The organism is Mycobacterium sp. THU-M104, from assembly GCF_049197365.1.
Lineage (GTDB): Bacteria > Actinomycetota > Actinomycetes > Mycobacteriales > Mycobacteriaceae > Mycobacterium.
Genome location: NZ_JBMIOP010000067.1, coordinates 1 through 12,894, shown reverse-complemented (window position 1 = coordinate 12,894; position 12,894 = coordinate 1). Strand labels below are relative to the sequence as shown.

At 69.1% G+C, this 12,894-nt stretch carries 9 protein-coding genes; 3 read left to right on the top strand and 6 right to left on the bottom strand.

The genetic code is table 11. The features are described from left to right. Window positions 1-125 precede the first annotated feature (125 nt). From ACOJVU_RS06560 to ACOJVU_RS06540, 5 genes are all read right to left on the bottom strand, one after another. Window positions 126-1,211, bottom strand: a complete 1,086-nt coding sequence (locus tag ACOJVU_RS06560) for a PPE family protein (RefSeq protein ID WP_421529037.1) — start codon at window positions 1,209-1,211, stop codon at window positions 126-128. Between the two features lie 373 nt (window positions 1,212-1,584). Beyond that, the gene (locus tag ACOJVU_RS06555; protein ID WP_421529036.1) at window positions 1,585-2,832 is read right to left on the bottom strand and encodes a PPE family protein; all 1,248 of its coding nucleotides are present in this window, start codon (window positions 2,830-2,832) and stop codon (window positions 1,585-1,587) included. Between the two features lie 12 nt (window positions 2,833-2,844). Then, window positions 2,845-3,144: a PE family protein gene (locus tag ACOJVU_RS06550; protein WP_144947324.1), complete on the bottom strand. Its 300-nt coding sequence runs from the start codon at window positions 3,142-3,144 to the stop codon at window positions 2,845-2,847. 75 nt (window positions 3,145-3,219) lie between these two features. Then, entirely contained in the window at window positions 3,220-4,467 is a 1,248-nt protein-coding gene (locus ACOJVU_RS06545; RefSeq protein WP_421529035.1) for a PPE family protein, read from the bottom strand. 459 nt (window positions 4,468-4,926) lie between these two features. Next, window positions 4,927-5,121, bottom strand: coding sequence for a ferredoxin (locus tag ACOJVU_RS06540; protein ID WP_421529034.1), 195 nt, complete (start codon window positions 5,119-5,121; stop codon window positions 4,927-4,929). A 206-nt stretch (window positions 5,122-5,327) separates the two neighbouring features. On the opposite strand from ACOJVU_RS06540, the gene ACOJVU_RS06535 reads away from it, so the two are divergent. The 3 genes from ACOJVU_RS06535 to ACOJVU_RS06525 all read left to right on the top strand — a co-directional run bounded on the left by ACOJVU_RS06535 (window position 5,328) and on the right by ACOJVU_RS06525 (window position 8,907). Then, window positions 5,328-6,494 carry a cytochrome P450 gene (locus ACOJVU_RS06535; protein WP_421529033.1) on the top strand — a complete coding sequence of 389 codons (1,167 nt, stop codon included), beginning with the start codon at window positions 5,328-5,330 and terminating at the stop codon, window positions 6,492-6,494. Further along, window positions 6,484-7,644, top strand: a complete 1,161-nt coding sequence (locus ACOJVU_RS06530; protein ID WP_421529032.1) for a cytochrome P450 — start codon at window positions 6,484-6,486, stop codon at window positions 7,642-7,644. The genes ACOJVU_RS06535 and ACOJVU_RS06530 overlap by 11 nt, the downstream gene beginning before the upstream one ends. An 87-nt stretch (window positions 7,645-7,731) precedes the next feature. Next, a complete protein-coding gene (locus ACOJVU_RS06525; RefSeq protein ID WP_421529031.1) occupies window positions 7,732-8,907 on the top strand; it encodes a cytochrome P450 in 1,176 nt (391 codons plus the stop codon). Between the two features lie 43 nt (window positions 8,908-8,950). Here the strand turns inward: ACOJVU_RS06525 and eccCa are convergent. Next, window positions 8,951-12,894, bottom strand: a 3,944-nt coding sequence (gene eccCa / locus ACOJVU_RS06520) for a type VII secretion protein EccCa (protein ID WP_421529030.1), incomplete at its 5' end; no start/stop codon positions are given.

The following is a 12,894-nucleotide window of genomic DNA, read 5'->3' as shown; positions in this document are numbered from 1 at the left end:
CGAGTGTGCCGTGTGATCTGCGGATACCGGCGGGGGCCGCGCTCGGCGGCGCCCGTCGCGCCGGCGGCCCCCCGGCGGCGCGCTGCAATAAAATCCGGTCGCAGGAAACGGTGTCGGGCGTGGCGCTACCCGGCGGACGGCGGCCGCACGAGGACGCTGCGCCTGAACCCGTACTCGCGGGACGAACCGACTGCTGCGCGACGTGCGGCGCCGCCCGTCGGGACCGCACGCGGCGGACCGCCGGCCCTGCCCTGCAGGTCGTCGGCACGGTCGACGCCCACGGCGCCGGCGGCCGGTTCGCGCGGCGAGCCGGGTGAATGGGCCCAGGCCGGCGGCACGGAGAGCCGCCCGACGCGGTCGGCCGAGCCCACCCGGGCGCCCACCGGCCCGGGGCCACGGAGGCCGAGGCGGGCGAACCGGGGCGTCGGATACCAGGCCCCGCCGGCGCCGGCGGTCGATCCGCCCGCGCCGAACGTCAGTTGTTGTCCGATCTGGGAGCCGAACGTCGCGATCCCCTGCCCGAGATAGGCGAGGCCGGGGAATGCGCGGAACACGGCCTGGCGCTGGTTGGGGCCGACGGAGCCCAGCAGCTGAACCAGGTGGTTGCCGTTCACTTCGGCGCCGTAGGCAGTCGACTGTACCGAAAGTTGTTGCAGCAGTTGCGGGACGGCGTCGAGCCCCGCCGGGTCAACGCGCTGTGCCGGCTCGGCGAACGGACGCAGTCGCGTGGCGGTCGCCGAGTCGGCGGCGTAGTCGTACATCGAGGTCGCGTCCTGCGCCCACATCTCGGCGTACTGGGCTTCCAGGGCCGCGATGGCGGCAGCGTTCTGCCCGAAGAAGTTGGTCGCGACCAGCGTCGCGGACGTCGCCCGGTTGGCGGCGATCACGGGCGGGGGAACCGTCGAGGAGAACGCGGTCTCGAAAGCGGCCGCGGCCGCCCGGGCGCGATCGGCGGTCTCCCCGGCCGCTGTGGCTGCGGCACCCAGCCAGGACACGACGACGGCGGCCGAGGCCGCCATGGACCGTGACGCCGGCCCCAGCCACGGCGAGCCGCTCAACTCGGCGATGACGCTCGCCCACCCGGTCGCCGCCGAATCCAGTTCGGCCGCAAGGCCGTCCCACGCGCCGGCCGCCGCCATCAGGGAACCCGACCCCGGGCCGGCGTACATCCGGCCCGAGTTGATCTCCGGCGGCAGCGCCCCGAAGTCCATGGCTAGCGAACGCCGACGTCGAACGACATGTGGGGCCTCGCAAGCTGTCCGGGGAGACGAGTTCTCCCAATCTCTTGCCTGCGAGGCTAGATCGGCGCGCTCCCGTACCGGGACGCCCGACGGTCCGTGCCCACCGCACGCGCACCGGCCCGACGCCGAGGTGCCGCATCTCGCCGGAGCCCGCCGCACACGCGCTGAACAGCACCGATGCCACACCGCCGGGCGCGCCTGGACCGGAGGTTTCGGTGCGGTCGCCGAGGGCGGCTACGGGTAAAAATCCGGCCGCGGATAACACCTGCGCCGAAACGCCGACGGGTGCCGTGCCGACGGCGCTGAGCGCATCGGCACGGCACCCGACCGGGTCGGTCGATCGTTACCCGGCGAAGGGCGGGCGCGCCATGACGACGGGCCGGAACCCGTACCGCGGCCCGGACCCGACCCCGCTGCCGGCGCCGGCACCGGCCAGCGGCATGCCGCCGAGCACGTTGCCGGGTCCGCCACTGGCTGCGGCCTCGGGGGCGGCGCTGACGGTGCTGACCAGCTGGGCAGGGGTGTGCGCCAGCGGCGCGGTGGCCCCCGACCAGGACACCGGCACAGCGAGCTTGCCAATGGAGGCCGCGTTGCCCATGGACGCCGTTGCCGACGCCGCGTGTGCGGCGACGCCGCCGCCACCGCCGAGCAGGCCGCCCAGCCCGCCCAGACCAGGCAGGGACTTGGCGGCACCGGCGGCCGCGGGCGCGACACCGCCCAGTGCACCCGTGGTCTTGGCGATCTGGATACCGAAGTTGCCCATACCAACGGAGAAGTAGGGCAGACCTTCCGTGTTGTACCAGAGGGCCGAGTAGCTGTTGTAACCGGTGACGAACGTCCCGATGTTGTTGGGCAGCACACTTTGACCACTGATGACGAACCACAGCTCTTGGAGCAAGGGGTTGGCGTTCTGGAACTGCGTCATCATGTTGGTGGTCGAGGTCGGATTCGAGAGGCCCTGCAGTGTGCTCGGCAGCGACGAGATGATGTTCTGCAGGTTGTTGGTGGCCGGCCCGCCCGCCGCGGTAGTGGTGGCGGCGGTCTGCAGGCTTTGGGCCGCGGGGTTGGCGATGGCCGGTGCGTTCTTGTAGGGCGTCACCTTGGTCGCCGTCGAGGACTGGGCCGCATAGGTGTACATCGCGGTGGCGTCCTGAGCCCACATCTGGGCGTACTGGGCCTCCAACTGGGCGATGATCCCGGTGTTTTGCCCCAGCACGTTGGTCGCGATCGCCTGGGCCGTCTCGGTGCGGTTGGCCGCCACCAGCGGCGGGGGCACCGTGGCCGCCAGCGCGCTCTCGTAGGCCGCCGCGGCCGCCCGCGCCTGGGCGGCGGCCTGCTCGGCCTGGGCCGCGGTGGTGCTCATCCACGCCACATAGGGCGCGACGGCCGCCGCCATCGAGGCCGAGGCCGGCCCCAACCACTCCTCGCTGCTCAGGGCGGTGACCACCTTGTCATAGCCCAGCGCCGTGGAGTTCAACTCCGCGGCCAGCCCGTTCCACGCCGAGGCCGCCGCCATCAGCGACGACGAACCCGGACCCGAATACATCCGCGCGGAGTTTATCTCCGGCGGAATGGCACCAAAATCAATCACCTTTGACCTCCTCTAGCCGGTCGCGGCCGCGTTGGCCGCCTCGGTCGCCGCGTACGACCCCGAGCTCATGCCCAAGGTGTTGACGAACATCTCATGAATGGCCTGCGCCTGAGCGCTCACGGCCTGGTACATCTGCGCATGTGCGGCGAACTGCGCCGCGGTCAACGCCGACACCTCGTCGGCCGCCGCGGGCACCACCCCCGTAGTGGGGGCCGCCGCCGCGGCGTTCTGGGCGCTCAGCGTCGAGCCAATCCCCTGCAACGTCCCCGCCGCCGACGCCAACGCCTCCGGCTGCGTAGTCACGAACGACATGCGATCTCCTTTCCAAAAATCTTCGCGCTCAACAGCTTCCGAGTTTCAGTCTTATGGTCATGGTCGTGTCCGGGCCTATCCGGCCGAAGGTGGCCGCACCACCACGCTGTAGCGGAACCCGTACTTGTTGACGTACCCGGAGGCGGCCCGCCGGCCCCCCGTCCCGAGCGGCATGCCGCGGAGGATGGCGTTGCCGGGTGCGTTGTTCGCCGCAGCGTGGACGGGGGTGCCCTCCACACCCTTGACGCTGGAGCTGACCTCCGTCGCCGGTGTGGCCGGCGTGGTCCATCCCGACGGCACCGACAGGCCCCCGACCCGACCGGCCCCACCCGTGCTGGCCGACACCGCCGAGACGCTGTGGGCGCCGAGGCCGAGCTGCGCGAACTGCGGTGTCGGATACCAGTAACCGCCCGCGCCGGCCGTGGTACCGGCGCCGAACACCAGCTGCTGTCCCTCCTGGTACCCGTGGTAGCTCGTACCGTAGCCGTTGTACACCTGCAGCAAGTTGTGGAACAACGTGTAGTAGGTCGCCTGATTGATCCCGGAGGTGTTCCACGCGGTGGGGATCTGGTTCAGCGGCCATGGCAGCGCCGCCGGGTTCGTGGTGGCCGTCGTGAGCATGTTCTGCAGCTGCTGCAGCGGCTGCGGCAGCGCGGTGGCCGCCGAGATCGCGTGCGGCGTCACCGCCGCCGGCACCAGCTGCGGGGTGGTGGTCGCGGTGGTCTGCGCGGAGTTGCCGGCCGGGGTGGCGACCGCCTGGGCAACCGCCATTGCCTGGTCGGCACCCGCGTTCGGGGTGGTGGTCTTCGGCGGGGAGTTGAACGGCACCAGCTGCGAGGCGGTCAGCGACGACCCCAGGTAGCCGTACATCGCCGCCGCGTCCTGCGCCCACATCTCCATGTACTGCGCCTCGGTGGCCGCAATCGCCGGGGTGTTCTGCCCGAAGAAGTTGGTCGCAATAAACATCAGCAGCAATGCGCGGTTCGCCGCGATCACCGGCGGCGGCACCGTCATCGCGAACGCGGTCTCGTACGCGCCCGCGGCCGCCCGGGCCTGATTGGCGGTCTCCTCGGCCTGACCGGCCGCCGCGCTGAGCCAACTCACATACGGCGCAACGGCGGACATCATCGAAGCCGACGCCGGCCCCACCCATGGTCCACTGGTCAATTCCGTCATCGTCGAACCGTAACCGGCGGCGGCCGTGCTCAGCTCGGCCGCCAATCCGTCCCAAGCCGACGCGGCGGCCATCATGGGCGCCGATCCAGGACCCGTGTACATGCGACCGGAATTGATTTCGGGCGGTAGCGCCCCGAAGTCAAACACCGTGCCCTCCCTCATTGGGCCGTGGCCGCCACGCGACCCCGACGTTCGAACAAGACCTAGCGGAGACCGCGGTCACGGCCTCGTCACATTCGCTACTTCCGGGCCGCTGAGCCGGTGGAGCTTTGAGCTGTGGGTTCACAGTTAGCAAATCCAGTCGAGGGGCGGACCCAAACAAGTTGGCGTGTTGGTTCGCTGTGCCGGACTAGTGATCCCTCAACGGGATTCCCGTGAGCCCGGTCACGAGCGGCGCGCACATCCTGTCTGGACACCCCCATAGTCAGCAACCGAGCGACAGCTCGCTTGTGGGCTGACCTGTCGCTCGCCAAAGACATTAACCCGTTATAAGCGGGACACCGACCTGAGACGCCAACTGTTCATTACCCGCCGACCACTGTTCACTCGAAGTCAACTGCCGTTCATTTGCCGTTTGCTCGGCTGTCGACTGAGCGGATATTTCCGTCAATCCTCGTCGAGGACCAGCGCCATTTCCGGGCAGGAGGCCACACCTTCGCGCGTCAGCTCCTCGTCCTCGGGCCGTACCTCGTGCTCCTCGAGGATCGAATATCCCGAGTCGTCGATCGGGAACAGCTCCGAACTGACGGCGTAACACTGTGCGTGCCCTACACATTTCGACTTCTCGAGACGAACCTTCACCTGAGTTCCTTCTTCGGCGGCCCGACGAGCGCGCCAGGTCGGATTGACAACTCGCTAGGTAGATTAGTCGGTCGGTAGGGTTTGGCAGATGCCCGCACCAAGGCCCACGGCCTCAGCGGGGCGTAGCGGCCGAGATCCGATCGGTGCGGCTTCGCTGCGGCTGCCGTATGGGCGGTCACGAACAAGATAGGCGGACACCAGCGCGCATGAGCATTCTCGACGACTGGCAGCCGGGCGCCTCTCCCATGCCGCGGCTGGAGTATTCGACGCTGCCGATGGCCGAGGACCGGGGCGCCGGATGGAAGACGCTGCGCGATGCCGGACCGGTCGTGTACATGAACGGCGCCTACTACCTGACCCGCCGCGAGGACGTGCTGATGGCGCTGCGCGAGGCCAACCTGTTCTCGGCGCAATTGGCGCTGCAGCCCCCCGGTAGCCCCGTGCCCGTGCTGCCGTCGGCGTTCGATCCGCCCGAGCACACCCGCTACCGCAAGATCCTGCACCCGTACTTCAGCCCGGAGGGCCTGAGCAAGTCGCGGCCCGTGCTGGAGCGCCACGCCAGGGACATGATCGCGGCCCTGGCGGGGCGCGGCGAGTGCGAGGTGATGGCCGAGTTCGGGCGGCTCTACCCCTATCAGGTCTTCATGGACCTCTACGGCCTGCCGCTGCAGGACCGCGACCGCGTGATCCGCTGGAAAGACGCCGTGGTGACCGGCAAGTCCGAGGGGGACGAGCTGTACGCCTATTTTGCCGACGTCATCGAGCGACGCCGCCAGAACCTGGGCTCCGACCTGTTGTCGCAGATCATGACCGGCCCTGGCGAGCTCACCGATCTCGAGCTGCTCGGGATGACGCACCTGCTGATCCTGTCCGGTCTGGACACGGTGGCCGCGGCGATCGGGTTCTCGCTCTTCGAGCTGGCGCGCAGGCCGCAGCTGCGCGCCCAGATCCGCGAAAATTCAAGGCAAACAAGGGTTTTCATCGAGGAGATCGTCCGGCTGGAGCCGTCGGCGCCGGCTGCGGCCCGGGTCACCACCGACTTCGTCAAGGTGGGCGGCATGACGCTGCCCCCCGGCACACCGGTGCGGTTGTGCACGGCGGCCATCAACCGCGACGGCAGCGACGAGATATCCACCGATGAGCTGGTCGTGGACGGAAAGATGCACCGGCACTGGGGGTTTGGGGGTGGTCCGCACCGGTGCCTGGGCTCGCATCTGGCCCGGATAGAACTGACCATCATCGTCGGCGAGTGGCTCAGGCAGATCCCCGACTTCGAACTGCCCGAAGGCTACGTGCCGGAGATCCCGTTCCCGTCGAAAACCTTCGCGCTCAAGTCATTGCCGCTGCACTGGAACTCAACGCATGAGCGCTGACGGCGAATACCAGTCGGGGGCGTTCCAAATGCCGCGGCTGGACTACGCGGCGTTGCCGCTCGGCAGGGACCGAGGCGCCGGATGGAAGGCGTTGCGGGACGCCGGGCCGGTCGTGTACATGAACGGCCACTACTACTTGACCCGCCGGGAGGACGTGCTCGCGGCGCTGCACGATCCCACGCTCTTCTCGACCCGACTGGCGCTGCAGCCCGCCAGCAGTCCGGTGCCGGTGGTGCCGTTGGCGTTCGACCCGCCCGAGCACAAGTTCTACCGCACGATCCTGGACCCCTACTTCAGCCCGCAGGCGGTGGGCAGGTCCCGGCCGGTGCTGGAGCGCCACGCCGCCGACATGGTCGCGAGCCTCGCCGGCCTGGGCCGGTGCGAGGCAATGGCCGACTTCGCGCGCCTCTACCCGTTCCAGGTGTTCATGGACCTCTACGGGCTGCCGCTGGAGGACCGGGACCTCGTGATCGGCTGGAAAGACGCCGTGGTGGCCGGCAGGTCCGACGCGGGCCAGGGCGAGGCGTTGCTGGCATATTTCACCGACGCCGTCCGGCAACGTCGTCGCAGCCCCGGCGCCGACATGCTCTCGCAGGTCCTGAACGGGCCCGGCGAACTCAGTGACCTCGAAGTGCTCGGCACGGTCTTCCTGCAGATCCTGGCCGATCTGGATGTGGTGGTCGCGGCGATCGGATTCTCGCTGTTCGAGCTGGCACGGCGGCCCGCGTTGCGCGGTGGGCTGCGTGAGGACGCCAGGCAGGTACGGGTGTTCGTCGAGGAGATCATCCGGCTGGAGCCCTCGGCGCCGGTGGTGGCCCGGGTCACCACCGACTTCGCCAAGGTGGGTGGCATGACGCTGCCCCCGGGCACACCCGTGCGGCTGTGCATCGCCGCGATCAACCGTGACGGCAGCGACGAGATGTCCACCGACGAACTGGTGATGGACGGAAAGGTGCACCGGCACTGGGGGTTCGGCGGCGGGCCGCACCGCTGCCTGGGCTCCCACCTGGCCCGGCTCGAGCTCGCCGTGATCGTCGACGAATGGCTCCGGCAGATTCCCGACTTCGAACTGCTGCCGGGCTACACTCCGGACGTCGAATTCCCGTCGAAAGCGCTCGCGCTGAAATCGCTGCCGTTGCGCTGGGGCTGACCCGGTCACCGGCGCCCGAGGGGCGCCGATGCAAGATTGGTGTGCCATCACGCCCCGAAGACACCCTCAGCAAGCGGAGAACAGAGCATGAGCGCTCCCGAGCAAGGCCAGCCCGGCTCGTTCTACCTGCCGCGCCTCGAGTACTCGAAGCTGCCAATGGACCAAGACCGCGGCGTCGGATGGAAGGCGTTGCGCGACGCCGGGCCGGTGGTCTACATGAACGGCCACTACTACCTGACGCGGCGGGAGGACGTGCTGGCGGCGCTGCGCAACCCCAAGGTGTTCTCCTCGCGGCTGGCGCTGCAACCCCCGGGCAGCCCCCTGCCGGTGGTGCCGTTGGCGTTCGACCCGCCCGAACACACCCGTTACCGCAAGGTGCTGCAGCCGTATTTCAGCCCGCAGGCACTCAGCAGATCCCGGGCGGTGCTCGAACGCCATGCCGCCGAGATGATCGGGGCGTTCGCCGCGAGGGGCGAGTGCGACGCTATGGCGGACCTCGCCCGGCTGTACCCGTTCCAGGTTTTCCTCGATCTCTACGGACTGCCCCTCGAGGACCGGGACCAGGTGATCGCCTGGAAGGACGCGATCGTGACCGACAAGCCCTACCTCACGCAGGAGGACTTCGCCGAGGGCAACAAGTTGTTGACGTATCTCGCCGAGGCGATCCGGCAACGGCGGGAGAATCCCGGTTCCGACATGTTGTCGCGGGTGATGACCGGCCCGGGCGAATTCACCGACCTCGAGCTGTTGGGCATGACCCACCTGCTGGTGCTGGCGGGTCTGGACACGGTCACCGCGGCGATCGGGTTCTCCCTGTACGAACTGGCCCGCAGGCCCGCGCTGCGCGCCCAGCTCCGCGGCAACCCCAAGCAGATCCGGGTTTTCATCGAGGAGATCGTCCGGCTGGAGCCCTCGGCGCCGGTCGCGCCCCGGGTGACCACGGAGGTCGTCACCGTCGGCGGCATGACGTTGCCGGCGGGCACACCGGTGCGGTTGTGCATGGCCGCGGTCAACCGCGACGGCAGCGACGAGACCTCCACCGACGAACTGGTGATGGACGGAAAAGTGCACCGGCACTGGGGGTTCGGCGGCGGGCCGCACCGCTGTCTGGGCTCGCACCTGGGCCGGATGGAACTGACGGTGGTCGTCGGGGAATGGCTCGACCAGATTCCCGATTTCGAGCTGCCCGCGGACTACATTCCCGAGATCGCGTTCCCGTCGAAGACGTTCGCGCTCAAGGCGTTACCGCTGCGCTGGGGCTGACCCGGCCAATCCAGGCCGCCCCAGCGCAACGATCGCGAACTCTCTACTTGCGCACCTCGGTCGCCGCCACCTGCACGAACACACCGGTGTCCTCGGCCATCAGCAGGCCACGGCCACGGGGCAGCGGGCCGCCCTTCATCTTGCCGCGGATGAAGCCCTCGTCGGGGTCGGCGTCCATCACCAGCAGCGGTGCGTTGGCCTGGTGCAGCGCTCGCAGCATCGGGTCGCTGCCCGCCGAGGACCAGCCACCGAAGGATCGGGTGGCGATCACGTGCAGGCCCACGTCGGCGGCCCTGGTCACCCACGGGACGGCCTTGTGCAGCGGCGAGTCGAACCCCGTCGGGAGCTGCTGGATGTCGTCGACGATCAGGAAGATCTCCGGGCCGCTCCACCACGACCGCGAGAGCAGCTGCTCGGCCGAAAGGCCGGGCGGCGGCTCGCGGCCCGCCAGGACCGCCGCCAACTCGCCCATCATCGCCTGGACGCCGTCGAGGTTGTAGGCGAACTTCTCCACGTAGTCGGAGCCCAGCGCCGTCAACAGTTGACGGCGCGGGTCGACCAGCCAGACCTGAGCCGAACGTTGCGACGTGGCGGGCGCACTGGTGGCGCCCGGGGCGTACAGCCGCCCGATCTCGGCCATGATGGTGGCCAACGTGGTGGTCTTCCCGCATTCGCGTCGGCCCGTGATCATCAGGTGCGAGTTCTCGCCGAAGTTGAGATAGACCGGGTTAAGGTCCAGCTCCGAGATCGCCCATGCGATGCCGCCGGCGCCGACACCCTGGCGGGTGTCCCGGGCGGCCAGCTCCCGCACCTGCTGCACGCCGAACGTGGCTGGCAGCCGGCGCACCGGCGGGGCCTGGCCGCTGGTCAGCCTGCTGACCGCTTCGACGATGCTGTCGGACTCGAAGGTGTTGTCGGGTGTGCTGGCCAGCGCGGGCCGGGCGACCAGGGTGTGCAGACCCGACTGCGGGTCGGCGTCGAGGCGGACGTAGTTCACGGCGACCATGCCGCGGCCCGGCTTGACCGGCACGTCCTTGGCGAACCGGGAACGCACCAGCTTGGCGTCCTCCACCGCGGCCAGCCGCAACTCGACACGCGAACCGAAGCCGCTGCGCACCGGCGGGCGCAATTCCGACTCGCGGTCGGCGGTGACGATCACGTGCACACCGAACGAAGGGCCCTGGTTGATGATCAGGTTGACCTGTTCGATCAGGACCTCGTTCTCCTCCGCGAGCGCCCGGTAGTTGTCGATCACCAGGTAGACGTCGCCGAACACGTCGGGCACGGGACCCGAGGCGCCACCGAACTTGCGGCGCCGGAACACCTCCATCGAGGCGATCCCGTATTCGAGGAAGGTGCGCTTGCGGTCCCGCACCAGCGCCAGCAGCTCGGCCACGGTGCGGCGCACGCCGTAGGGGTCCGTGGGACCGACCACCTCACCCACGTGGGGCAGCTGCGCGACCGTGGTCAACGCGGTGCTGCTGTAGGCCAGGCAGTAGAACTGGACCTGCTCGGGGGTGTGGGTCAGCGCGGCCGAGCAGATCAGCGTCTGCAGCGCGGTCGTCTTACCCGAACCGCCTGCGCCCAGGATCAGGACGTTGGAGCCGGGGCCCGAGGTGTCGACCGTCCACGGCGGCTGGTCGTGCTTGAACGGGCGGTCGATGATACCGATCGGGAAGACCAGGTCGCGCGCCGTTCCGTAGTCCTGTTGCCACGGGTGCCCGAGGAACCGGTTCACCAAGTCGTCAATGGCGACGGGCTGGTTTAGCGGCGGCTGCCACAGCCGGTAGGGCTCGAACGGGATCTTGCGCAACTGGTCGATGATCACCGTACCGACCTTCGGTACCCGGATGCCCTCTTCGTCCTCGTCCTCGGCCTCGACGGGCAGCGGCGGCTCGGCCGACTCGCCGTTGGTCGGGATCGCGACCTGGTCCGGTCCCCCGACGCTGACCTCGAGCGGGGTGAAGGCGTTGGTGAACAGCTGCGGGCGCACGTAGTCGATGCTGTGCACCAGCGCGGGCGCTTCGTCGCCGTCGATCGTGACCCCGCGCGGAACGAAGTCGCGCCACAGGAACTCCGCCTGGAACCGGACGATGTCCTCGAGGCTGCGGCGGAAGTAACCCAGGCCGGCCTGGGCGGGCAGGTTCACCGCGTTGGGCACACCGGCCGCCTGGGCCGCGCCCGCGGTGCGGGCCTTCAACACCAGGCGGTAACCCATGTTCTCCATGAGCTTTTCGGCCCGGCTCTCGATGGTCTGCGACGCCATCATCAGGTGGATCCAGTAGGCACGGCCCTGGCGGCCGATCGAGTCGAGGACGTCGACCGCAGTCGGCATGATGCGGAACCACTCGTAGAACTCGTCGATGACGACCACGAGCATCGGCAGCGGCGGCATGTCCTGGCCGCGGGCGCGCATCCGGAGGCGCACCGAGTTGTACTCCTTGGCATCGTCGACGCCGGCGCTGTCGCAGATCGCCTTGCGGCGCGCGATCTCGCCCCACAGCGCGTCCAGGAAGCGCTCCATCAGCGCCTGGTCCTCTTCCAGGTCGGTGATGATGCGCGACACGTGCGGCACTCCGGCGAACGGCTTGACCGCCGATCCACCCTTGAGGTCGGCCAGCACGAACTGCAGTTCCTCCGGCGGGTGGCTGAGCATCAGCGACTCGATCACGGTCCGCACCAGGGTCGACTTACCCGAACCCGTCGTGCCGGACATGACGCCGTGCGGGCCGTCGCCGCCTTCGTCCAGCGACTTCATGTCCAAGAACAGCAGTTCGCCGTTGTCGGAGCGATTGCCGAACGGCGCGCGCAGCCGCGACCGGCCCATGTGGTCGGAGCGGCTGCCCCACAGCGCGTGGAAGTCGATGTCGGCCGGGTCGTCGATGCCGTAGTAGGCCAGGATGTCGCGGGCGCCGATGTGGGCGACGCGCTGGCCGATCTCCTCGTACGCCTCGGCGAGCCGCCAGCGCGCCAGCTTCTGCGCGAACTCCTCGGCCTCCTCGAGGCTGAAGTGGTCGGTGAGCGCGAAGAACCACGGCTTCTCGTCGATCACCATCCAGGTGTCGCGGTCGCGGGGCAGCGCCTCGATGATGCCCGTGTGATCGAAGCTGAGGATCCGCTCGGGGACCGAGGTCCACATGGAGGACCCGGTCAGGTCGAAGAAGGTGACCCCGTCGATGCCCTCGGCGCTGATCACGAACTCCCACTGGGGATCTGCGGCGTCGGCGATGATCACGGTGTGCGGCGTCGGCGTCTGCGCCGAGGAGCTGGCGTGCCGGGGCGTGAACGAGCCGCGACCGGCGAACAACTCGGCCTGCTCGGCGGCGAACTCGCGCACCGAGCCGTACACCATCCGCGCGTTGCCCGCCGCGTCGTGACGCCGGGGGTCGCCGAAGTGGGGCAGCCACTTCACCCAGTCCCACTCGTCGAGGTCGGAGCTCACCACGATCATCTGGACGTGGTCGGGGCCGTGCGAGAAGGCCAGCTGGCAGATGATCGCCCGCATCAGTCCCAGCACCTGCTCGCGCTCCCCGTTCAGCGCGTACCACGGCTCGACCAGCAGCGAGATCATCTTGGGCAGGTTGTAGACGACGCTCTGGTAGCGCCCGAACTCCTGCAGCGCCTTACCGGTCACCGGTTCGAGCTCGATGTCGGTCGGCATGTTCTGGGGCTCACCCCAGGTCACCTCGGGACGCGTCATGCCCACGCCGACCCGGACGACACCGAAGTTGAGGTCCTTGCCGTCGGGCTTGCGCTCCCACATCCGCGGCGAGCCGACGGCGGCCGAGAGCGTGTCGGGCGCCGGGTGGAACCACCGGTAGTTGGCGTCCATGCTGTCGGCCGACTCGTGGGCGGTCTCGCGCAGCATGTCCAGCATCAGCATGAACTGCGCGCGCATCGCGTCCAGCTTCGGCCGGCTCATCTGCTGCTGGCCGCCCATCCGGCCGCCGAACATCATCATCATCATCCCGCCGACCATGAAGATCG